The sequence below is a fragment of the Thiobacillus denitrificans DSM 12475 genome (genome assembly GCF_000376425.1).
Taxonomy (GTDB): Bacteria; Pseudomonadota; Gammaproteobacteria; order Burkholderiales; family Thiobacillaceae; genus Thiobacillus; species Thiobacillus denitrificans.
This window is the reverse complement of sequence record NZ_AQWL01000012.1, coordinates 42,160-62,278: the sequence shown is the minus strand read 5'-3', so window position 1 is coordinate 62,278 and position 20,119 is coordinate 42,160. Positions and strand designations below refer to the sequence as shown.

26 protein-coding genes are annotated in these 20,119 nt (G+C 56.5%); 11 read left to right on the top strand and 15 right to left on the bottom strand.

Annotated features, from left to right (window positions below):
* Positions 1-19: 19 nt before the first annotated feature.
* From B059_RS0115600 to B059_RS19390, 3 genes are all read right to left on the bottom strand, one after another.
* Positions 20-334: a hypothetical protein gene (locus B059_RS0115600; protein WP_026177583.1), complete on the bottom strand. Its 315-nt coding sequence runs from the start codon at positions 332-334 to the stop codon at positions 20-22.
* 27 nt (positions 335-361) lie between these two features.
* The gene (locus tag B059_RS0115595) at positions 362-568 is read right to left on the bottom strand and encodes a hypothetical protein (RefSeq protein ID WP_018079185.1); all 207 of its coding nucleotides are present in this window, start codon (positions 566-568) and stop codon (positions 362-364) included.
* Positions 569-645: 77 nt separating this feature from the next.
* Positions 646-1,206 carry a single-stranded DNA-binding protein gene (locus B059_RS19390; protein WP_018079184.1) on the bottom strand — a complete coding sequence of 187 codons (561 nt, stop codon included), beginning with the start codon at positions 1,204-1,206 and terminating at the stop codon, positions 646-648.
* A gap of 437 nt (positions 1,207-1,643) precedes the next feature.
* Here B059_RS19390 and B059_RS21265 point away from each other — a divergent pair, with 437 nt between their 5' ends.
* The 10 genes from B059_RS21265 (at position 1,644) to B059_RS0115545 (ending at position 8,929) form a co-directional block, all read left to right on the top strand.
* Complete coding sequence (locus tag B059_RS21265; protein ID WP_018079183.1) at positions 1,644-2,234, top strand: hypothetical protein; 591 nt, start codon at positions 1,644-1,646, stop codon at positions 2,232-2,234.
* Positions 2,235-2,277: 43 nt separating this feature from the next.
* On the top strand, positions 2,278-2,592 hold the full coding sequence (locus B059_RS0115580; protein ID WP_018079182.1) for a hypothetical protein: 315 nt from the start codon (positions 2,278-2,280) through the stop codon (positions 2,590-2,592).
* On the top strand, positions 2,589-2,984 hold the full coding sequence (locus B059_RS0115575; RefSeq protein WP_018079181.1) for a hypothetical protein: 396 nt from the start codon (positions 2,589-2,591) through the stop codon (positions 2,982-2,984). The genes B059_RS0115580 and B059_RS0115575 overlap by 4 nt, the downstream gene beginning before the upstream one ends.
* Complete coding sequence (locus B059_RS0115570) at positions 2,981-3,526, top strand: chlororespiratory reduction 6 domain-containing protein (protein ID WP_018079180.1); 546 nt, start codon at positions 2,981-2,983, stop codon at positions 3,524-3,526. Before B059_RS0115575 ends, B059_RS0115570 begins: the two co-directional genes overlap by 4 nt.
* On the top strand, positions 3,523-3,837 hold the full coding sequence (locus tag B059_RS21130; RefSeq protein ID WP_169333088.1) for a hypothetical protein: 315 nt from the start codon (positions 3,523-3,525) through the stop codon (positions 3,835-3,837). Before B059_RS0115570 ends, B059_RS21130 begins: the two co-directional genes overlap by 4 nt.
* Before the next feature lies 1 nt (position 3,838).
* The gene (locus tag B059_RS19380) at positions 3,839-4,498 is read left to right on the top strand and encodes an ERCC4 domain-containing protein (RefSeq protein ID WP_169333087.1); all 660 of its coding nucleotides are present in this window, start codon (positions 3,839-3,841) and stop codon (positions 4,496-4,498) included.
* Positions 4,498-5,613 carry a M48 family metalloprotease gene (locus tag B059_RS20025; RefSeq protein ID WP_018079178.1) on the top strand — a complete coding sequence of 372 codons (1,116 nt, stop codon included), beginning with the start codon at positions 4,498-4,500 and terminating at the stop codon, positions 5,611-5,613. The genes B059_RS19380 and B059_RS20025 overlap by 1 nt, the downstream gene beginning before the upstream one ends.
* A complete protein-coding gene (locus B059_RS19370) occupies positions 5,600-7,228 on the top strand; it encodes a UvrD-helicase domain-containing protein (RefSeq protein ID WP_018079177.1) in 1,629 nt (542 codons plus the stop codon). The genes B059_RS20025 and B059_RS19370 overlap by 14 nt, the downstream gene beginning before the upstream one ends.
* A complete protein-coding gene (locus tag B059_RS19365; protein ID WP_018079176.1) occupies positions 7,225-8,454 on the top strand; it encodes a tyrosine-type recombinase/integrase in 1,230 nt (409 codons plus the stop codon). The genes B059_RS19370 and B059_RS19365 overlap by 4 nt, the downstream gene beginning before the upstream one ends.
* Positions 8,455-8,626: 172 nt before the next feature.
* Positions 8,627-8,929 (top strand): hypothetical protein, encoded by a 303-nt coding sequence (locus tag B059_RS0115545; protein WP_018079175.1) that lies wholly within the window; start codon positions 8,627-8,629, stop codon positions 8,927-8,929.
* Between the two features lie 146 nt (positions 8,930-9,075).
* On the opposite strand, the gene B059_RS19360 is transcribed toward B059_RS0115545, so the two are convergent.
* The 4 genes from B059_RS19360 to B059_RS0115525 all read right to left on the bottom strand — a co-directional run bounded on the left by B059_RS19360 (position 9,076) and on the right by B059_RS0115525 (position 12,260).
* The gene (locus B059_RS19360; protein WP_018079174.1) at positions 9,076-10,626 is read right to left on the bottom strand and encodes a DUF4942 domain-containing protein; all 1,551 of its coding nucleotides are present in this window, start codon (positions 10,624-10,626) and stop codon (positions 9,076-9,078) included.
* A gap of 107 nt (positions 10,627-10,733) precedes the next feature.
* Positions 10,734-10,994, bottom strand: a complete 261-nt coding sequence (locus B059_RS0115535; RefSeq protein WP_018079173.1) for a plasmid partition protein ParG — start codon at positions 10,992-10,994, stop codon at positions 10,734-10,736.
* Between the two features lie 31 nt (positions 10,995-11,025).
* Positions 11,026-11,664, bottom strand: a complete 639-nt coding sequence (locus tag B059_RS0115530; protein ID WP_018079172.1) for a division plane positioning ATPase MipZ — start codon at positions 11,662-11,664, stop codon at positions 11,026-11,028.
* A gap of 197 nt (positions 11,665-11,861) precedes the next feature.
* Positions 11,862-12,260 carry a hypothetical protein gene (locus B059_RS0115525; protein WP_157273754.1) on the bottom strand — a complete coding sequence of 133 codons (399 nt, stop codon included), beginning with the start codon at positions 12,258-12,260 and terminating at the stop codon, positions 11,862-11,864.
* A gap of 661 nt (positions 12,261-12,921) precedes the next feature.
* Here B059_RS0115525 and B059_RS0115520 point away from each other — a divergent pair.
* Positions 12,922-14,466 (top strand): replication initiation protein, encoded by a 1,545-nt coding sequence (locus B059_RS0115520; protein WP_018079170.1) that lies wholly within the window; start codon positions 12,922-12,924, stop codon positions 14,464-14,466.
* A gap of 15 nt (positions 14,467-14,481) precedes the next feature.
* Here the strand turns inward: B059_RS0115520 and B059_RS20910 are convergent, their stop codons facing one another.
* The 8 genes from B059_RS20910 to B059_RS0115485 all read right to left on the bottom strand — a co-directional run bounded on the left by B059_RS20910 (position 14,482) and on the right by B059_RS0115485 (position 20,031).
* Positions 14,482-14,658 (bottom strand): hypothetical protein, encoded by a 177-nt coding sequence (locus tag B059_RS20910; protein WP_157273753.1) that lies wholly within the window; start codon positions 14,656-14,658, stop codon positions 14,482-14,484.
* Positions 14,659-14,705: 47 nt separating this feature from the next.
* Entirely contained in the window at positions 14,706-15,557 is an 852-nt protein-coding gene (locus B059_RS0115515) for an SDR family NAD(P)-dependent oxidoreductase (protein ID WP_018079169.1), read from the bottom strand.
* Positions 15,554-15,982 (bottom strand): TraR/DksA family transcriptional regulator, encoded by a 429-nt coding sequence (locus B059_RS0115510; RefSeq protein WP_018079168.1) that lies wholly within the window; start codon positions 15,980-15,982, stop codon positions 15,554-15,556. Before B059_RS0115510 ends, B059_RS0115515 begins: the two co-directional genes overlap by 4 nt.
* A gap of 108 nt (positions 15,983-16,090) precedes the next feature.
* A complete protein-coding gene (locus B059_RS0115505) occupies positions 16,091-16,588 on the bottom strand; it encodes a hypothetical protein (protein ID WP_018079167.1) in 498 nt (165 codons plus the stop codon).
* Between the two features lie 126 nt (positions 16,589-16,714).
* Complete coding sequence (locus tag B059_RS0115500) at positions 16,715-18,370, bottom strand: ATP-binding protein (RefSeq protein ID WP_018079166.1); 1,656 nt, start codon at positions 18,368-18,370, stop codon at positions 16,715-16,717.
* Positions 18,371-18,498: 128 nt separating this feature from the next.
* Positions 18,499-19,311 (bottom strand): hypothetical protein, encoded by an 813-nt coding sequence (locus B059_RS0115495; RefSeq protein ID WP_018079165.1) that lies wholly within the window; start codon positions 19,309-19,311, stop codon positions 18,499-18,501.
* Between the two features lie 3 nt (positions 19,312-19,314).
* Positions 19,315-19,644, bottom strand: a complete 330-nt coding sequence (locus tag B059_RS19355) for a hypothetical protein (protein WP_157273752.1) — start codon at positions 19,642-19,644, stop codon at positions 19,315-19,317.
* A 123-nt stretch (positions 19,645-19,767) separates the two neighbouring features.
* Positions 19,768-20,031 carry a hypothetical protein gene (locus tag B059_RS0115485; RefSeq protein WP_018079163.1) on the bottom strand — a complete coding sequence of 88 codons (264 nt, stop codon included), beginning with the start codon at positions 20,029-20,031 and terminating at the stop codon, positions 19,768-19,770.
* Between the last annotated feature and the right edge of the window lie 88 nt (positions 20,032-20,119).

Here is a 20,119-nt window from a genome sequence, read left to right as displayed (position 1 = left end):
TCGCCTGTCATTCCACTCGCTAGCACAGTACCGCCGCTTGCGCGATCATGTATCCCACTCCGGCGATCTTGTGTTGGTGTTTCGGGCCAAATGATTGCAGGTGCGCCCGTACGGTCCGGTTGAGTGCCTCAGGTTCGAAACCGGCTTTCATGTCGATCTGGCACGTAGGCAAGTCCCACCCGAAGAAGATCGCCTCTGCCAGTTTCGTGTAGAGGTTGCCGGTGCGGAATTCAGGTGGGATGTCTTCCCAGACCGGGAGCAGACGATCAGTGCTGAATGCCAATTCCACGTCGGTGATCGACGACATGTCTTCAGGGGTTACTGTGTAGGGCAAAACCATCTCCTTCTCGTCGTCCTTCCGTTACGCAGCCGGACAGCCAGGCTTCTTCCCGGTGATCAGACAACACCATTCTTCAGCCAGAAATCCTTCAATACCGTTCTTCCGCACCTCGCGCACGCGCTTTCGCGTGAGCTGGTTTTTCGCCGCGAGACCGGCAATGGAGACACGGTTTTTGCGCATGAGGCGGCGCACCATGGCACCGGACAGAACTTGATGAGATTTCACCATTTTTAGATCAGTGCATTTATAAGGTGTGGCTCTACCTCCGGCGGCCACACGGCCAACCGGAGTCATTGAACGACCGCTTAAACCACGCGGGTGCGGCTCAGCTTGCGCCAGATCACGTCATGGCCGATGCTGTTTGACCCAAACGGGATGTCGTCGTCCATGTCATCGAACCCGCTGCTGGCAGGACGCCCATTGCCACCACTGCCTTGCGCCTGAGGGCGCTGACCGCCGCCATTGTTTTGGCCCTGATTACGACTGGGCTGGGCCTGACGCGGGGCGTTGCCTCCATCAGCCTGACCACCGCCCTGACGGCTTCCGAGCATCTTCATCTGATCGACGCGAATCTCGGTCGAGTAGCGCTCGATACCTTCCTTGTCGGTGTATTTCCGGGTGCGCAGGCCGCCCTCGATGTAAACCTGGCTGCCTTTCTTGAGATATTGGCCACAGACCTCGGCGGTGCGGCCAAACACCGAACAACGATGCCACTCGGTAGCTTCCTGCTTGTTGCCTTCCTTGTCTTTCCACGTATCCGTGGTAGCGACGGAGAAATTCGCCACCGCATCGCCCGAGGGGAGGTAACGCATCTCGGGGTCTTGGCCCAGGTTACCAACAACGATCACCTTGTTCACGCTTGCCATTTCACATGCTCCTTCAATAAAACCGACCGTCCCGGCCGGCTACGTTGTGCTTCGCCAACCTTGGCTCTGCACGGTCTATACGGAGACACAGCATACAGATCGACTGCTCCGCGCTTGATACCCAAATCGTGCGTTTCGGCGAAATGCCTACGATCCACGCTTGTAATATCTGTTATGTATTATCCATATTTTATTATCATTTGCAAGCCGTAAACGACAATATTGTAATAATGTCATTTAGAAGCTACAATGAGTCCAGAAAAAAGGTAGTGTTGTGCGGCCGCCGTTGGCCTATAATCGGCAAGTCCGTAATAAAGACAAGGACTTACCAGTGACGTACCTGTCTTCTATGAAATAGATAATGGGCGGGTCGGCCGTTTTTTGGAATGCGACGGGTATGAGTCACCACGAATAGCAACCGGGGCCTATCAAATTTAATGTCACAAGACATCAGGAACAGCAACGGAAGTAACGCCAAGGAATTATCGAGGCTCACCCCAGGGGCCTTTCGTCGGCACATAGAGCGTTTCGGCTGGAGGCTCGTTGATGTCGCCTACCGTTGGGGAATCACGGAGAACTACCTGTCCCGACTTATTGCAGACCCGGATCGAGCGGCCCATTGGGACGATGCGGTGCGCGGCCTGCCCAAGGTGTCTGCCGCCGAGCTGAGGCACTTCAGGATGCACCGTCTCGCCAACCCGCTGCCCAAGAAGCCTACAAGGGCCAAAAAGAAGAGGTCCTTGCGCGACTTTTTCCCTGACGACGACACGCCCGAGGAAGGCGGCGGAAACGCGCATAAGGGGTACTTGAGTATTGGCGACGTCATCGCGGTCGTTGACGACATGGCAAAGCACGGGCTTTACACCGGGGACGAAGGCATTGTCCTGAAGATAGACGAGGATGACGAGAACCTAAGTTACAAGATCGACTTCGAAGGTGTCGTGATCTGGCTGGAATTTGACGAGATAAGGCAGCATTGTGCCGAGACCGGGAAGTCCCGTCCCGTACCAAGTGCTGGAATAGGCTAGAAAAATGATTGACCAAGGCAACGGAACAGGAGGGTCACGCACCATGAGCGAAACCGACCAGGCCCTCAAAATGTACCGCGAAAGCCATCAAGCGGTTGCGCGATACACGGTATACCTCAGCACAGGGTTTGGAAGTTCACGCAAAGTCATTGGAACGGGCCTTCCTTGGCTGGAAGCAAAAGCCCAGGCGGACGAGCTCAACGAACAGCGCGAAGCGAGGCGATTTGGCGACCCGATTTACGGCTTGCAGCTTGAGAATCCCGGGGAAGCGCTGGCCAACGTTCGAAGGGTTGCGAGCGGCTACTGGGCAAGCCGGAGCCAAAACCACGCCGAAGAAATGTCGGGGTGCGCGCTATGAGTTACCCATGGATTATCCACGATGCGGGCCGCGCACAATCGAAGCGCCCCCGCCAAAAGGTTGACTGCACGGTTCGCGCCGTCGCCCTGGCACTCGCCATCCCATACGACGAGGCCTACGATCGGCTGGCCACCGCCGGCCGCAAATGCAGCCAACGGTTCGACCTGGCGAAGTGGCTCAATGCGCAGCCCTGCGTCAGCAAGATTGCTTTCCCTGCCGCAAAGGGACAACGGCGAATGAATCCTCAGGCGTTCTGCGAGACGTACCGGTCTGGCCGCTACATCTGTCGGGTCGCCAAGCACGTTTTCGCGGTAATCGATGGTGTGGTGTACGACACCTTCGAGAACCGGCCTGACCGTTGCATCTACACGGCCTGGGAGATCCACCCATGAACGCGATCAATGGGATCAAGGTTCAGATTCTCGACGCGGACGGGCTGGCCAAGACGACGGAACCAGGACTCATCCTTCTCGACATCACGCGCCAGGAAGTCGAGGCCTCTCGCATTAGCAGCGTGCTTGAGCGTCTCCATGTGCTGACAGACTCCGAGGAGAACATGCGCCGGTTCAAAGCATCGCTCATGTTCCAGGTCAGGGGCTACGATAGCGATTCGCGCGAGCTTTGCGAAATTCCTGAAGTCAGGGCGTTCTTTCTCACACTGGTACGGCAGTGGCCGCATTTTCTCTGGTTCCTCCATCGCGGCGTCGGCGCCATTGGCTTGCTGATGGCCCTGCTCTGCGAAGTCATGATCACCCGCAACCCTGATGGCAGTTACGCGACCGAATTTGCCAGCATTGCCGAGATGGAACGCACCCTCCTCGATCTCATTAACCGCGGAGCCGCACTGTTCGTGGCCTTTCAGCTCGACCCCGCTGAAGTCGATGAAATGTTCGGAAGCGTCATTACCGAGTTGGGGCTAGGAGAAAAACAATGAAGCTTGATTTTGGGGGATTGCAGGCGATTGCCTATTTCGACTACGTTCACGCCGGATGGCGAAAACGAGGCATACGCACCATATATTCAAAGAAAATTGGCGAAAACAGCGACCAAGCAGCCGTATTTAGCCAGAAACCAGTAAAAACTGCCTTTGCAATACGATTTTGTCCTACAAAAACACCAATTTGCGCGGTTTTTTTGCGAAAAACAAGCGGCTTTACCAGATTCACCGGGCCATTTCAGGCCACAAATGCGATAAACAGCGGATATGTCACGGTTCTCTCCGTTACAACAGAACGGGGACACTGACATGCCGGCAAAAGAGCCTGTTTTCATTGAAATCGTTTGCGATACCGCGGAGGCGGCTTCGGGCATTCCAGGCATTCTCGGTACTACCCAGAATATCCGCACCAACATGCGAGACCTCGATGCCGGCGACTACCTGATCGGCGAGCGTGCTGTCGTCGAGCGCAAGAGCGCACCGGATTTTATCGCCTCCATCCTTGACCGTAGGCTGTTCGCCCAGGTTGAGATGATGGCGGCCACTTGCGACCTGGCCGTGATTCTTGTGGAAGGGGACATTTTTTCCACGCGCTCCTGCATTGAGCCGGTTGCCCTCGAAGGAGCCCTCTCATGGATCGCTGTCCTGACTGGAGCCCAGCTCATGCATTCGGCCAATGCGAGGCAGTCTGCAGCGATGATTGCAATCATGGCTCGGCATTGCCAGCAAGGCCTGGGCTACGTTCCTTCACTGCGCGCCAACAAACCAACCACCAGCGCCAGCGAGCTCATGACACGCTATGTCCTCGAAGGCCTGCCCGGGGTCGGAGCAACCACTGCCATCGTCCTGGCCAGGCACTTCAAAACCGTCCAGGCTGTCGCCAACGCCTCGCTGGATGACATCAAAGGCATCAAGGGCGTAGGCGACAAGACGGCGCAGAAGATTTATCTAGCCATGAGAGGGATGTAATGCGCATCTCGCCGTGGGCAAGGAAAGCCAAAATCATCAAGCACCCTTCCATTCTCGACACCATCACGCTTGCCTCCAGCCTCCACGCAGACCAGGTGGACAAACTCGGTGTGCCCTACTACTTCCACCCCATGCGAGTGATGGCGCGACTGGGATCGGCATCAACCGAAGCTGAGAAGCATGCCGCCCTGCTTCATGATGTCCTCGAGGACGTTGTACATGCAACAGCAGATTTCCTACGTGAACAAGGATATACGGAAGAGGAAATCGAGATGTGCCAGCTCCTCCGGCGACTGGATGGTGAGACCTATCCAGCATTTATCGACCGCATCATTGATTCCGGGAATGTTGGCGCAATGCGGATAAAGCTGAGCGACCTTTACGACAACACAGATGAGGAGCGTGCTATCGGCGCCTCTAGTGACGTCAGGCGGCAGCTTGTCGACATGGCGGACAATCGATACCGCCCGGCGATTGCCAAGCTGAAACTGGCGCTTGGCCACTTCGCGACAACAGTGACATCAGGGCCGCTTACTTTCGACCACAACGCTGTGAAGCACTGGAAGAAAGAGGCAAGGCGGTTGTCCGAAGGCACACTTCTTTCGCGGTTCCCCATTCGAGTTGTCGAGAAGCACGGTCTGTTCACTCCTTGGTACCTGCCCATGTTCTGGTTTACACGTTCCGGGGTGTTTGCGTTCCCGCCTTTCATCGCGGTAACACGTGATGTTGTGGAAGCTTGCCCGAGGCCGCTGGTTCGCCCGATCCTCGCCCATGAGATTGGACATCTGCATAAACTCCACTCGGTATTTTGGTTTGCATTCATCCTGCTTTTTTTCAAGCTCGGGAAACTGCTCATAGCGTTCGCAGGCAACCACTTCGCGCCATACGGACAGCTTTGGGCCTTTATCGGATTGATTGTCGTGGCAGCCATGGCAACGTTCAGAATCCAGCACTGGTTCGAGCGATCGGCAGACGACTACGCGGTTGAGGTAGCAGGACCGGACCTAACGATCAAGGCCATCAAATGGGCCAAGCAACACATTCACGGCGACCGCAGCATTCCATGGATCGACGGCCGCATCGCACGCCTAGAGGCACGACATGCAACTGACTGACGAACAAGAAGCGATCTGCAGCACCGAGGCCAATACGCTTCTCGTAACCGCCTTTGCGGGCTGCGGAAAGACCAGCGTCCTGGCCGAATACGCCAAGCGAAGGCCGCGCGAGCAATTCCTCTATCTGGCTTTCAACAAGGCAATCAAGCAGGAAGCGGAAACCAAATTTCCGGGCAATGTGAAGTGCCTGACAACGCACGGCCTGGCCTATTCTGGCTTCGGTCGCCACTACACCCACAAACTGGGCAATCCAAAGCCTTACCAGCTGGCCAAAGCCTTGGAGATCGATCTGGTGTCCGCTGGGGTTGTTCTGGATGTCGTGAACGCATATTTCACGTCCACAGATAACGACATCGTCCCGTACCACGCACGCCGCGTGCGCATCGAAGAGCAGCACGTTGGCCGGGTCGTGGACTACGCCAAGAAGGCTTGGGACATGATGCAGGACCGCGGCAACACCGGGGTATCCATGCCTCACGATGGTTATCTCAAGCTTTTCCAGCTTTCCCGGCCCACCATCCGAAAGGGGTGCATCCTTCTCGATGAGGCCCAGGACTCGAACCAGCTTATCTACGCGATTGTGAAGCAGCAGGATTGCCGCAAGATTCTGGTGGGCGACCCATACCAGGGAATCTACGGTTTCCGTGGCGCCGTGAATGCGATGGAGGATTTCAAACACATTGCCGACGAACAGATGTTCCTGACTGCTTCGTTCCGATTTGGCGCAGGCCTTGCCAGCCTGGCCACCATGCTCCTGAAAGACTGGCGCGGCGAGAAACGCCCGCTCAGGGGTATGGGTGCGGCGATAACCCAATGGGGCATCAACGCCGACGCGCCGCACACGGTCATTAGCCGGTCCAACAGCGCCTTGTTCAGCGAGGCGGTGAGCCATGTATTGGCCGGACGGCCGTTTGCTTACTTGGGTGGTGTGGAGAACTACCGCATGTCGTCCATACTGGACGCCTTCTACCTGAGCAACAGAACCTTGGGGCTCATCAAGGACCGCTTTTTTCAGGCCTTCAAGGATTGGGAGGAATTCCGACGCTACGCCGAGAGCCTCGAAGACCGCGAGTCCATCTCGCTCATCAAGATCGTCGACACTTACGGCAGCGCAATTCCCGGGCTGGTCGAGCGCATCCGGAAGGAAACCATGTCGGTGATTACCGGCAAAGAGATCATCCTCACCACCGCGCACAAGGCGAAGGGCCTCGAGTGGGAACACGTGCGCCTGCTGGACGATTACGCCGAGCTTGCCGTGGGGAAGGACAAGAAAACCGGCAAGCCGGAGTACCCGGACCAGGAGGAGATCAACCTCCACTACGTCGCCATGACGCGCGCTCTCAAGGGGCTGCAGGTAGGCGATAAAGTCATCGACTGGCTCCGCGAATTCGACCACCGCCAGCTCCTTTTCCCGATCCTGTCAGGCTTCAAGCGCGACTACGCGCGCCCTGCCCTACCGCAGCAGGAACCGGTAACAGAAGATGAAATCGCCAGGGTGAACGTGCCCGATATCGTTAAGCGCCTGCGATCGGGGGAGCAGCTCAGCAAGAAGGACGCCAACATCGTCGCCTCGATCATCGAATCGTGGTGCGTCTTGGAAGATGAACGCGTATGAGCAGCAAGACAACCCTGATGAAGGCGTCCAAACTGACTCTGACAGGCGATGGCTTGCCAGAGATTTTCAGCCTTCCGATGGCGCCAAAGTTCTGGGTTGGCCAGAATCGTGCGCCGGCGACAGCTCACACTATTATCCGGGCTCGGGATGACCTGTCTGCGATCAATGCATGGCTCGCCGCGTTCAAGATCAAGCCAACGACCCATGCCAACTACCTCAAGGAAGTGCGCCGGCTCGTGCTCTGGGCAGTAACCAACAAGGGAATGCCAATTTCGGAGCTGACCCATGAGGATTTGGTTGAATACCGCGAATTCCTGTTGAATCCGTTTCCAGCAACAACGTGGATAAATCCCACCAAGCGACCGTTTGGGCACCCTGAGTGGAGGCCATTCAATGGCCCGCTCTCCATTGCTTCAGCACGACAGGCCATGATCATCATCAACGTCATGTTTTCCTGGCTAGTGCAAGCCGGCTACTTGAAGGGGAACCCGCTTTCCCTGATGAAGCCCCGCCAAATCAAGGATAAACGCGGCGTCACACGATACCTCGACAAGCCAACCATCGTGTATTTGCTTGAGCATATTGAGCAGATGCCTGAGGGCACGGACGAACAGAAAGCCGAGAAGGCCCGCCGGCGCTGGATTATTGTCGTGCTCTACCAGACGGCTATGCGAATTTCCGAGGTGGCAATCAACAAGATGGGCCAGGTCAGGCGATCCAAGGACGAGCAAGGCAACGACATTTGGGGGTTGGATGTTCTTGGGAAGGGTGACAAATGGCGTTCTGTCCCAATCTCGGAGGAATTTCTGGATGAGTGCGCGCTATATCGTGAGTCCATTGGTCTGTCAGGCAGGCCGCTCCCAGGCGATGAAACGCCATTGTTGTGTTCGAGTCGCTACGCGCAGGGCAGCAGGATTCGCAGGTCTCTGTCCCGCCAGCACATCCACAAGCTCTTGAAGGAGATTCTGGACGGCACGAAGAACGAAATGATGGCAAAGGGGGACACCTATGCCGTTGCGCAGCTCGCCCAGGCTTCAGCGCACTGGTTTAGGCATTCGGCAGCAACCCATCTGGTGGGCAGCGGCGTAGATATGGTAAAGACGCGGGATTACATGGGCCACGAGGACGTTTCCACAACCAGTCAATACTTGCACACCGAATTCGCGAAGATGCACAAGGAAGTCACCGAGACACTGGCCCTCCCCAAAAAAAAGCCCAGGGATTAAACCCGGGCCAAGATCTCTGTGTCAGTGATACTTTGAGTCGGTTCCGACTCCACTTCCTTACAACCTATTTACGGCAGTTTTGCTGTCGTGTTGAGTCGCCAGAAAGTGCTAAGATGAATTTAGTGTAAACGAGTCGTTGACAAGTGTCAACGACTAATTGACAAATTGATCCATGACCCAAAGAAACTGGCCTGAAGAAATCGAATACCTGCTGCAGACGAACCATTTGACGCTAACTGCTCTGGCAGATCGGCTGGGCGTCAAGAAGCAGCAGCTGTCGCTCGCCAAAAACGGCGGCGCCTGCCCGCCCATGCTGAAATTCAAGATTATGGACATGAAGGGCTACACCATGACCAGGGAAGCCTTGCTCGAGCTTCTGCCTGCGGAGGTGGCTGCCGTAATCCGTGAGAAGGACAACGACCGTATCGCGCAGATGAGCACGCATGACAACGATGAAAAGGTCATCGACGCCTGATTGCTACGTCACATCGCCAGCTAGTCTTCACCGCGCTGTTCCAGCCATTCACAAGAATTCTTTAGGTGTCCCAATCGACATTGGGACACCGATTCCGGCCAAAAGAAAAACCACCAATCGGCAAGCGAATTGGTGGTTGGAGAGGGTTACCCGAAAAGGGATTGGCTAGAAGCCTCCTTGGTCAGTCGAACAACTGCGACGGAAACGCCCGTGTCCTCGAATTCGCCTTGAACAGGCGCACTCCATTCGTGGTCGTAACCTTCAATCAGCTGCTTTCTAACCAGGGAACCAGGCATCACCGCCACCAGCACGCCGTCATCCTGTAACAAAGACGCCGCGTGTTGCAGGTGCACGATGGCTCGGCCGTTTGCGAACGGCGGGTTCATCACGATCTTGCCGAACTTCACTCCAGGATTCCAGGCGAGGAAGTCGGTGCAGACCGTATTGAAACCCTTGGCCACCAGCACCTTGCAGTGCAGCTTGCTGATCTCGACGCAGGTGGTTTGATCCACCGGCAGTAGGTCCGCAATGCCACCCAGCCCGGCGCTTGGCTCCAGCACCGTGTCATCAGGCCCAATCTCAGCCATCTCAATCACCCTGCACGCCAGTCCAGGCGGGGTCGGGAAGTATTGATGGCTGACTCGCTCCGGCAGATAGCCCAGACGCAGGATCTCGACACGGACTTCCGTGATGTCGTAGTCAAAAGCCCATCCGAACAGGCCTTCCGGCGTACCTCCGACGTATTCCAGGGCACGGCGTGTCGCCTCTTTCACGGGGGAATGGAACGTCAGGCGCTGTCCATCTGAACTCAGATAGCCGTTCTCCAGCTCGGTGATGACCTCGAATGGAAGGAGGTCCACCCTGAGGTCGAACTCCTTGCGGGGCTTCGAAGGCTTTTTGCGGAACTCGCTGGGGATGGCTGCAGGATGCAGCCAGGCGAGCACCTGGTTAAGCCGCCAGGCCATCTCGGGGTGAATTTCGAGATGCGCCGTGCCCTTCTTGTACAGCCGAATGCGCCAGCTCCCGCCATCGAAGGAATGCCACTCCCCATAGGCTTGTGCCCTATGAATGGCGTCCACATCCTTGTAAGTGAGTCCTCGCGGCACTTCTCCACGTCCCATGAACTTGGCTACGACTGTCCGCAAATCATGCAGATATTCGACGCGACTGTGGTTCACGAAGCCGTAGCTGTCGAGCACCCATCCAATGATCATGCGTTTACCAAACCCCATTGGGCTGTTGGTCACATGCTCATCGCTCAGGTTGTTGAACAGGCCATCGATACGCTCGGCAAAGAACTTCTGGCGCTGGGCCATCAGATCCTGCAGGGTCGCCTTGACGTTTTCTGGTTCGAACGGTGGAGTCTTGTGCCCGCGGATCTGCTCAGACCATTCGTTGCGCCGCTTGGCGTCCATGACCTCGAGGACATCCGTGAGGTTCATGGCCATCGACCAGTAGTAGGCGTCCAGGGAACGGATCGCGTGGTCAGCCTGGAACAGGTTGTTCGCGGAAAGCGAACCATAGCCGTGCTCCACCTGGGCACCGTTCAGAAAATAGGTCATGACATCGGTTTGGCCCGCCACGTAACCGGCAATTTCCACGATTGCAGCCCGCTTCTGGCGATACTCCGCGATAAGCCCGTCCAGCGGCGTGTAGACCGCCACCGACATGGCATCGGGTTCCAATAGATCAAACATTTTATTCTCCTCGCATACGCGCCATCCGAAGGGATGACTACGACGTTGCTTTTAGGATTGAGCGACAGGCCCTGCGAGCCTCCTCCTCCTGCAGCAGGGTCAGTGCATCAGCTTTCCAATTCTTTGTCGATCAGGTCCCGAACCAGCTTTGAGATCGAGACGCCGCGCTCTGCCGCCCGAATCTTGAGCTTGCGGTGAATTTCGACGTCAATCTCTAGATTGAGGCGCATCGGCTTGACCCCCCTCCCCTGCGTGACCGCATCGGCCAGTGCCGCCCCTTGAATGAACTTGTCGACACTTTTCACGCCAGCCCCTGGTGGCACCGGAGCTTTTTCCCGCCCTTTGGTTGATACCTTGAATTTGGACATGGCAACCCTCCTACTCAATTACTCAAATGCATCACTCAAGATCGATGAATTCCTGCGCCAGCAGCTGGATCTCTGCCTTTGCCTGGCCGTGGTCTGTCTCAACGACACCAATTCCGTCTGCCATAGCTCGCTTGTAGATTTGACGGGATCTGATGACCGTATCTGCCAAGTGCATCTCGGAAAACTCCTGCAACAGATCCTGGGCTTCCGTCGTTTCAGACACCAGCGGGTTGGGGGAAGCCATGGAAAGCACCGCAAAGGCCTGCAGATTGGGGTTGTAGACCTTTGCCGTCTTGATGATCTCGTTCACCCTTGGCATGGTCTCAAGGTCCGGCTGTGAAGCCCCTGTCGGGACCAGCATCAGCTGCGCTACTGTCGCGGCAGACCGCATCTCGATGGAATCCCGTCCGCCCGCATCAACGATGACGACTTGATGCTTGGTGTCCAGGTCTCGCAAGGTGTTGGCAACATTCCCGGTGCGCTGGATGCAATGGATGCGTGGCTTGATGCCGGCTTCGTCTCGCCGGTCAACAAATTGCGCACAAGTGCGTTGGGTATCGGTATCCACAAGCACCAGATCCACATCGTTCACGGCGAGATGCACCGCCAGGTTCAAGGCGATGGTCGATTTGCCCACCCCGCCTTTTTCCGCTGCGACCACGAGAATCATTTACTCACCCCTTTTGAGAAATTACTCAATTGATGTGAGTAAATGATAAGCGCAAATGATGCATTACTCAACATCAAATGATCAATTGATATGAGTAAATGAGGAATGGAGTAAAACCTTCTGGGTCTCGGACAACAAAAAAGGCCAGATTGGGGCCCGGTAGCCCTGCTAAACGGGCAATCTATGGCCCGGCCCCTCTAGTGCGCCGTCTTAATGGCGGCCTCGGCCTTGATCAGCGTCAAATGGTGCCTCAGCTGCTCCTCGACCCAGGCGGAACGATTGGGATGGTCAGCCGGCTTGGAATTTGCGAGCTCGTTGAGCAGAAGACGCGCCTGTTTGCTGGTGCCAAGCGTGTCCTCAGTCTTTGAAAGCAGGCTGGCGTGCAGTGAGAGAGAGGTTCTCAGGCCGTCGACAACTACCGGGACACGTTTTCGCTTTTCAGCGCCTGCCCTTCTGGAAGGTGGCGCGAGTTCATGCAGCACCTCTCTAACCGCCTCTTTCATTTGAGCCTTGAGGTCGCTGATGGGCGCCTGTTGTTCGACTAGGCTGCTTTGGACAACTTCGGAATATTCATTAATGAAGTCGGTGATCGCCACGCCAGAGACTCCGGACTGCACGAGCAGCCTGACCGCCTCTCCCAGGAGAAGCTTTCCGCGTGGGTCCTTTATCTCGGCCATGCCCAGTAGTTTACCGACTCACATACCCATGTGCACAGATTTCGTATGCACGCCCTCGTTGATTACCGTACATACCTATTACGTATGCCAATACGCCACTTTTACCACCCACATACGCCTAACGTATGCAAAAAAGCCACCATTCAACCAGAGCGCTGGGGGTTTGAACTGGCTCATTTTGAACTAAACAACAACGACTGTTTGTAGAGTTACGAAACACTCCCAAGAGTTTCAACCCATCATTATTCAATATAAACAATGATTTATAAGCCATGTGGTGGCGTTTCGGCATGGCCACGGTGGCGTATTTGCGCGCCAAAGTGGCTGTTTTGCATGGGCAAGGTGGCGGTTCTGCAGAGTGAGGTGGCAAATCTGCGCAAGGTGGCGTTTTGGCATAACCTCAGTGCTTTGATGGCACACGAAAGACACCTGCTGCCACCATGGCAAGTGCTATGATGGCGTCAAGTTTAGTTGTGATGCCACCACACCGACAGATAAGGCAATGAATCGCGACAAGACAAAACAGCCTAGGACATCGCCGGTACAGTCTACCGAAAACGAGGCCACGACGGATCAGCCAATGCCTGAATTGCTGAAGGTTGTGACCGAAGAAGACGAGTTGCGCGATCATTTCGAGATCTTGGCCGACGAGCCAAAAACCCGCGGCAAGCAAGAAAACCTGTTTCACTCCGACGAACTCCTGTTGCCGGAGGCAATCAATCTCTACCGCAAGCCAGTCGCCGCCATCCATTCCATACCCGAACGACGGGACGTCTCCCTGAAGCTCTCCGCGCGCAAGCTCCTTGAGGCCCTGCCGCTGGCCGTTCAATTGGACCTCCGATCGAGGAGGAAAGAGCAGGCGCAGGCGCTAGTGCGAAAGGTCCGAGAAGACCGTGCAACCCCCCTGTTCGAGATTCGTACCAAGGAATTGGCAAGGCTTGCTGGATTGAGCGCTTCGAACATGGAACGCATTCACGAAACCTTGGCCGAGCTGGTCGGCTTCCGTTTTGCGTGGAACGTGCTCGGCGAAGATGGGACGGTCCAATATGAGTCGGTCGCCCCCTTCCTGATCAGGCGAGACAAGGGTGTGGGTGAGAAGCTTGGCTACACGCGCTTCGCGTTCGAACCTGAAATTCTGCTCTGGTTTCTTGAGCCGAACATGTGGGCAAACCTCTCGTGGACGGTGCTGAGCGGAATTGGGCGCGACAGTGGTCCTGGCCAAGAAGCCGCCTTCGGCCTGTACCAGAACATCTGGCGTTACATAGGCACGTCGGCGAAAGTAACGCCCGCGCTGGACCTGGCGACCTGGATCGACCTCATCATCGGACCGAGCCGATTTGTGCAAGTCGACCAAAAAGGCGCCAAGAAAGTGAGCGACTACAAGGATTTCAAGCGTCGGTATCTGGTACCAGGGCTGGAAATTCTGAACGCGCACCCAGCGCTCAACCACACCGTGGAGTTCAAGGAAGAAAAGTCCGGCCGCCGGGTAGTTCGCCTTCGATTCAAGTTCGTGCCTAAATTGCAGAAAGGGTTTGATTTCCCGCTTGGCTGGCCGCCTGAGTCGCTCAAACTGCTCGAAGACATCGGCTTCCCCGAGCAGGAGATTTCAAATTTGAGCCAGCTGTATCCTTACGACCAGGTCGCCGAAGCGCTAAAACGACTGCCGATAGCGGAGAGCCGTCTACGCAACAAGGGCTCGAGGGTCTATTCGAGGGTAGCGTTCTTCCGTGGCATATTGGCCAACATTGCCAAAGGCGAGGAGCAAAGCGAAGCGGAAGACGCCAGACTTCTCGAGGAGGCGGCAAAGAAGAAGCAGCAGGAGATCGAAGAACAGCGAATGCGAACCCTGCAGGAGAGGTTTGCAGCGCACCAGCGCGGCATTCTCACCCCGGCGATTCAAGCAATGCCCCCGGAGGAGCGTGACAAGCTCATGGAGGACCATCTTGCCGCACGACCGCAGGACCGCATAATGTTCAAGCCGGGAAAGCTGGACGGGATGTATTTCATTCTGTTCTGCCAGTGGCTTGCGGAAGCGCGACCAGAGTTGCATGCCAGTTTCCTTCCGGAAGCCAAGGACAGGGATTTCCAGTCCTGGATGGCATGGCAGCTTCACCAAGTCACTTGATACGCCTCTCGAGCTTTAGCCGTGGGGCGAAGTCACCTGGAGCGTTTGCGGAAGGTCGCGGATGTGCCAACGGACGGATTCAAGGATCGAGCTTCCGCGTGCGGTTTCAGCGAGGATGGCGTCGGCCCCTGCTGTGTGCCGGCGGGTGATGGCGGGAAGGCCGAGAACAGCCGCCGTGACATTTCGTGCCATGGCAGTCTCCTCACGTCAGAAATGCTCAGCCCAGTAGCGCGTCATTTTCACTTGGTTCCGGTACCTGACGCCTTGCTTAGCAGACAATCCATGGCACGGACGGGCAGGAAGCGCTTGATCCACCAGAAGAGGATGGCCGGGAAAGTGACCTGGTAGCGGGGTCGCGGACGACCCGATTCCAGGGCATGGATGACGACCCTCACCACCGCAGAGGCCGGTAGCGTGAACGGTGCAGCCGGGCCGGGCTTGTTCAACCGTGCGAGCTGGGCTTCGTACTGTTTGCTGTGGACGCTGGTTTGCCAGCCGATATGCCGCTTGAATGGGGGCAGGCAATTCTCCCGAAAACGGGAGACGATTGGTCCGGGCTCAACGAGGCTCACGACGATACCTGTGCAGGCCATTTCCTGCCGCAAGGTGTCGCAAATACCCTCCATCGCAAACTTCGAGGCCACATAGGCCCCTCTATAGGGAAAGGCGGCATAGCCCAGCACGGAACTGTTGAAGACGATGCGGCCGTGGCCCTGGCGCCGCATGATGGGAATCACGAGATTGGTGAGTTCGATTGCGCCGAACAGGTTGGTCTCGAACTGCTCGCGCAGCGCGTCGCGCGTGAGATCCTCAACGGCCCCGATTTGGCCGTAACCGGCGTTGTTGAATAGGGCATCGAGCGTGCCACCAGTACGATCCAACACGTCGGCTACCGCATTGCGGATGCTCTCGCTGTCAGCCATGTCGAGCTGCAGGGTCTCGAATGCCGCGTGCGCCAGCTCGTCGACGTCTTTTGCCGAGCGCGCGGTGGCAAACACACGCCAACCGCGGGCGGCAAGCGCCTTGGCCGTTTCCAGACCGATTCCGGAGGAGCAGCCGGTGATGAGGACGCTCTGCTTGACACTGCTCATGCTGCAGCCCGAAGCTTCCCAAGGTGTTCCAGGCGGCTTTGCGCCTCGAAGGAGTAGCGAGCCAGCGGATTGGCACGCAGTCGGTCCAAGCCGATTTCATCTCCCGACTCCTCGCAATAGCCGAATTCGCCTCCTTCAATGCGGCGAAGTGCGGCTTCGATTTCTCGCTTCAAGTTAACCAGACGTTCTATGTTGCGCGCACGGTTCTCGATCTCCATACGCTGGTCGGAGCGGTCTGCATTGTCCGGAGCCGGCGACAGTTCTTCGTTGCCACCCTCATTTGCGTTCTCTATGTCCATCAAGCACTTCTGGCGCATCTGCAAGAGGCTTGCCTTGAATTCCTCCAGATGAGACTCGTTCATGTATTCCTGGACCGCAGTTTTCAAGGCGGTGGGCTTTTTGGCGCGGTTGGCTCGGGTTGCCATTCGTTTACCCTCGTGGTCTAACATTTACTGACTGACAGGTTGCGTAACGGCCGCTGATAACGGTTCAGCCGCAGGGTTTGGCGGATCACTCGAAAAAGGCATGGTTTTTCACGCCGCCTCCTGGCTGTCTTCTTCCAAGGACTCCAGATTGGCCGCTTTTTCGAGCACATCCTCGATAACGAAACCGAACTTCTTGGGTGCAACCGAGAACCGAGCGACCGCGGCGGCTTTGAGCAGCACGGGGTTGACGTTCGGCTCCCCATTCTCGCCACCGTCGACCACGTACCGCTCGACAATCTCCGGGCTGACAAAGAGTTGAGACAAGGCCCCCAGACGTACCAGATAGCCAGTCGGAGCCTTTACGTCGCGTTCAACCAAGGCCGCATACACACCCGCCATTCCGCGATTCAGCGGCGTATCGGGCACCTTCCCGCCCTCCCCGATGCTCCCCACCTGGTCAAGGTTAATTTGGCCCTCGACAGCGCCGTTTGTCCCGGTGGCCTCCCGGAACACATCGAGCATTTCGATGAACACGTCTGGATCCGCCGGGGCGGTGATGTCAGCCAGCAAGCGCTTGGCCTGTTTCAGCTTCGAGAGCTTTTTCATGTTGGGTTCGCAGGTAATGGGACCCTGACAAGATACCAATTCGACCCCTTGATCCGAAGAGTGAAAATCGGCCGCTTTTTGGGCAAAAAATAACCCCTGGCGCACATGGCGACACAGGGGTTGGGGTTACTGCTTAAGGGAAAACTCGGCGACCTCGAACTTGCCATCAATATCAACGGCAATCGTAAAGGTCTTTCCGATCAAGGACGGGTAGTTCTCCAGTTTCCAGTAGTGCTCCGCGATGAGGCCTTGGAGCACTTCAGCAGGCGGCAGACCGCGCAACTCCTGAATCTTCCGGAGAAGTTCAGTATCGTCGGCATCCTGCTTATCTTCGAGGAATTCATCATGCTCATTCTCGAAGTTGGAAGCCTGACGAACCGCCCAGCCAGACGACTTGGCATTCCTGGGGACTAAAAAAACATTGCCGGCGAACATGATTTCGTCATCGATGATCTGCACGTCCAGGCTGTTGCCGTCTTCGTCCTCCGCTTTGAGAACGAAATCCTCGCAGAGCACGACCTCGCTGTAGACATAGGCCCCGCTCATCCGGCCACGGGCGTATTCCCCACGAATCACGGCATCGGTTTTCATTGAAGCAATCCGGAGAACATACGGATTGGCCCAATGGCCGTCATGCAGATACGATGGCACAACAACTGCTTTGCGACGCCAAGCGTAGTTCCAGGCGGAGACGTCATCCTCGATACCGTCTTCGATCCCAACCAAGAGCACCCTGCCACGCTCTACAGCTTCCTTCGTGATGTGTTCCTTGGGATGTCCGGTGAAATCGTCCCAGTCGTGCGTCATGAACGGCATTTCCGTGAAAACTTCCACGTTATGCCGTGACAACAACGGGATGTCGTTGGCAAGTTCCTCCCCGTACATCTGGATGGCCGCATGGTAATGGTCGAGGAACTCCGTCGCCGGCATTTCAACCTTCTTTTGGATGAGCGTTTCGCGCCAGAGCGAGGACAACACTTTCTCGATCTCCTTCACGCGGTCGTGCTGGTCGACTAGCACGTCCCTGTCCGGCATCCGTGCAGCGAATTTCTCCGGGTCGAGGTGGATCACTGTGGGAGATCTGCCGTCGAAATGGCTGGAGCTTGAGTAAATGAAGAACCCCTGCAAGTAGCAAACCGTGCTTTCGTGCGTATAGCCAGTTTCAAGACAAGGCATCGAAACGAGGCCAATCGGTGTTTGCACGAAAATCCGGTCTGCCGCGTCCAAGGCGTAACAACGCTCGACTTCAGCGCCATCCAGAATCACTTGAGCCGGGAATCCCTTTGCAAAGCGCTGGATCGCGCCACGCGCTTCGCCGAGTCCAAGCTTCAGCCCATGAAGAACGAGTCGTGTGCCAGGTTTATTTGCGCTTTCAGCGTGCGGTTCAACGAGGACCGGCTGGAATGCCAGCGCAGCCTGCGAATCGAACGCCGCCTTGAAGCCGCGCGACTCGACCTCGATGGTCTCAGTCGCATAAAGCGCCGCCAGGAAGCCAAGGCCATACGGGGAACGGTGCTGCATGACCTCATCGGACCATCCGCTTACGGCGACCGACAGCAGAAGGCTCAAGTCGTCGATCCCGCAACCATTGTCCTCGATGACCGCAACCATGGTGTTATCGCCATCAGATTCGAGGGCAATACGGATTTCCGAGGCGCCGGCCCTGTCGCCGTTCTGCATCAGCTCTTTGAAAAGCGTGGTGTTCGTGGTGAACGCGAAGCGCAGACTCTTCATGAGGTTTTTTTCGTTTACTTCAAGGGTAATTTCTTTCACTGCTTGCATAGAGATCTCCTAGCAATAGCCGCCGCCCGAATGGGTCAGCTACAAGCCTTGCCCTTTGATTTGACCAACAACCCACAATAAGAGAAGCCCTCAGTGCACATGGCAACCGAGGGCTAGAGAGGATCAACTCAGCCTGCGTCCTTTGCCAGCGTGGGCATCGGGGCAGTTTGGGCGGGAGGCGGCGGATCGGCTTTTGTTACGCCAATGAGCTCTCGTGCTTCGTCAATCAGGTCCATCAGGGTCGTGTGGGAATCCCACGCACCGTCGCCCGGTTCGCCTATCTCAGAATTCGGGTCCAACTGCCCCCACTTCCTCAGGTCGGCGACTCGGACAACGAACTTGGTCGCGGCCACCCCGACGCTTTCCTGCGTTTCGTCCAGTGGTTTGTATAGCTCGCGAGGCAGAGCTTCGGCTTCGGAACCGGCGTCGTTCTTGAGCCGAATCACGGTATCCCTGTTCTCGACGCGGCCGCTGTCGGTGTTGATCCCGACTACCGAGTAGATCCCGGAGGTCTTGCCGGCGTCCGGGTCTCGCCACACAACCTGCGAGCCAGGCTGAAGGTCGTACACCCATCCGGGCATGCCGTACAACATTTCCATGCCGCCCTCGAAAGAACTGGCCCAGGAGCCGAACTGTTCAACTGCATGATCCAAGTCCTCTGCCTGGAAATCGACAAAAAGCACGTCATTTCTGTCCTTTCCGTCGATATACGACACGACAAAGCGGCTCAATAGCAAACCGGCTTCATCAATGGCGTGCTCCAGGCCGGCCGAGCGACAGTCAGCGATGAGATCATCGTCGGAACGGTGCTCGATCCCGGAAAAACCCTGCCTGACTACGTACTCAGCGTAACCCGAGTCGTTGTCCATGCTGTCGAGGTAATCGTTGACCAGAGCATCGACCAGGATCTTGCGCTGCTGCTCATTGAGGTTTTTAGCCATGACTCACCTCGGCACAGTAGCTTGGACGGCCTCGCGCGCGGCTTCGGTCAGTCGGTAGACTGGGGCCGAGATATAGCCGCTACGCTGGTAGTCGCAGACCTCGGACTCGATGATGCCTGCCGAGATCAACGCTTCTTCCATCCCGTCGTTCTCGCTCCAGTTCTTCACCGCGCACATCCCATCTTCCAAGGGATCGACGTTTACCGTCGCGGTACAGACCGGCACTCCGTCCACGGCGTCGAACAGCTGGATCGCCACGTTCATCGTGCTGGTGTAACGGTCAAAGCTGGCAACACAGTCAGCGCCAGCAAATCGCACTTTCATTGGGTTCATTTTTCATCTCCTATCTGCCTGGGTACATCCCGGGCTTCATGTGAAAGCCCCTACGTGCCAAAGGCAACGTAAGAGCTGCTAGTACAAGAGGGAGGCGCGAAAGCCACGCCCCTTTTCTTAGCGTTAGTGGCGCAAGGTAAGCATGTGTCCCTTCGCGATCACCGGTTCGTACCAGAGATCCTGCAAGTTGAGGGCGTGGCAATGGCCGCACTCCCAGCCTTCTTCGCTGGCGTGACGGATCGGTGCAATCTCCCCCTTCTCGTATTGCGAGGACATAGGACTATCTTTCGCGTCAATGTACTCTCGGGATACGCTTGAGCACTCTCCGCAGCCAGGGCATTTCAGCACAAGGCCTTCGTCTACCAGGCTTTTGGTCATGGTGTTCATAAAAAACTCCTTTGCATACGCGCCATCCGAAGGATGACTCCGACGTTGCCATAAGGGTTGATGCACACAGGCCTGTAGGACGCTGCAC

Excerpts from the sequence above, each read along its gene's own strand:
- B059_RS0115595 (WP_018079185.1), bottom strand. The coding sequence starts at position 568 with ATGGTGAAATCTCATCAAGTTCTGTCCGGTGCCATGGTGCGCCGCCTC.
- B059_RS19390 (WP_018079184.1), bottom strand. The coding sequence starts at position 1,206 with ATGGCAAGCGTGAACAAGGTGATCGTTGTTGGTAACCTGGGCCAAGAC.
- B059_RS21265 (WP_018079183.1), top strand. The coding sequence starts at position 1,644 with ATGTCACAAGACATCAGGAACAGCAACGGAAGTAACGCCAAGGAATTA.
- B059_RS0115580 (WP_018079182.1), top strand. The coding sequence starts at position 2,278 with ATGAGCGAAACCGACCAGGCCCTCAAAATGTACCGCGAAAGCCATCAA.
- B059_RS0115575 (WP_018079181.1), top strand. The coding sequence starts at position 2,589 with ATGAGTTACCCATGGATTATCCACGATGCGGGCCGCGCACAATCGAAG.
- B059_RS0115570 (WP_018079180.1), top strand. The coding sequence starts at position 2,981 with ATGAACGCGATCAATGGGATCAAGGTTCAGATTCTCGACGCGGACGGG.
- B059_RS21130 (WP_169333088.1), top strand. The coding sequence starts at position 3,523 with ATGAAGCTTGATTTTGGGGGATTGCAGGCGATTGCCTATTTCGACTAC.
- B059_RS19380 (WP_169333087.1), top strand. The coding sequence starts at position 3,839 with ATGCCGGCAAAAGAGCCTGTTTTCATTGAAATCGTTTGCGATACCGCG.
- B059_RS20025 (WP_018079178.1), top strand. The coding sequence starts at position 4,498 with ATGCGCATCTCGCCGTGGGCAAGGAAAGCCAAAATCATCAAGCACCCT.
- B059_RS19370 (WP_018079177.1), top strand. The coding sequence starts at position 5,600 with ATGCAACTGACTGACGAACAAGAAGCGATCTGCAGCACCGAGGCCAAT.
- B059_RS19365 (WP_018079176.1), top strand. The coding sequence starts at position 7,225 with ATGAGCAGCAAGACAACCCTGATGAAGGCGTCCAAACTGACTCTGACA.
- B059_RS0115545 (WP_018079175.1), top strand. The coding sequence starts at position 8,627 with ATGACCCAAAGAAACTGGCCTGAAGAAATCGAATACCTGCTGCAGACG.
- B059_RS19360 (WP_018079174.1), bottom strand. The coding sequence starts at position 10,626 with ATGTTTGATCTATTGGAACCCGATGCCATGTCGGTGGCGGTCTACACG.
- B059_RS0115535 (WP_018079173.1), bottom strand. The coding sequence starts at position 10,994 with ATGTCCAAATTCAAGGTATCAACCAAAGGGCGGGAAAAAGCTCCGGTG.
- B059_RS0115530 (WP_018079172.1), bottom strand. The coding sequence starts at position 11,664 with ATGATTCTCGTGGTCGCAGCGGAAAAAGGCGGGGTGGGCAAATCGACC.
- B059_RS0115520 (WP_018079170.1), top strand. The coding sequence starts at position 12,922 with ATGCCTGAATTGCTGAAGGTTGTGACCGAAGAAGACGAGTTGCGCGAT.
- B059_RS20910 (WP_157273753.1), bottom strand. The coding sequence starts at position 14,658 with ATGGCACGAAATGTCACGGCGGCTGTTCTCGGCCTTCCCGCCATCACC.
- B059_RS0115515 (WP_018079169.1), bottom strand. The coding sequence starts at position 15,557 with ATGAGCAGTGTCAAGCAGAGCGTCCTCATCACCGGCTGCTCCTCCGGA.
- B059_RS0115510 (WP_018079168.1), bottom strand. The coding sequence starts at position 15,982 with ATGGCAACCCGAGCCAACCGCGCCAAAAAGCCCACCGCCTTGAAAACT.
- B059_RS0115505 (WP_018079167.1), bottom strand. The coding sequence starts at position 16,588 with ATGAAAAAGCTCTCGAAGCTGAAACAGGCCAAGCGCTTGCTGGCTGAC.
- B059_RS0115500 (WP_018079166.1), bottom strand. The coding sequence starts at position 18,370 with ATGCAAGCAGTGAAAGAAATTACCCTTGAAGTAAACGAAAAAAACCTC.
- B059_RS0115495 (WP_018079165.1), bottom strand. The coding sequence starts at position 19,311 with ATGGCTAAAAACCTCAATGAGCAGCAGCGCAAGATCCTGGTCGATGCT.
- B059_RS19355 (WP_157273752.1), bottom strand. The coding sequence starts at position 19,644 with ATGAACCCAATGAAAGTGCGATTTGCTGGCGCTGACTGTGTTGCCAGC.
- B059_RS0115485 (WP_018079163.1), bottom strand. The coding sequence starts at position 20,031 with ATGAACACCATGACCAAAAGCCTGGTAGACGAAGGCCTTGTGCTGAAA.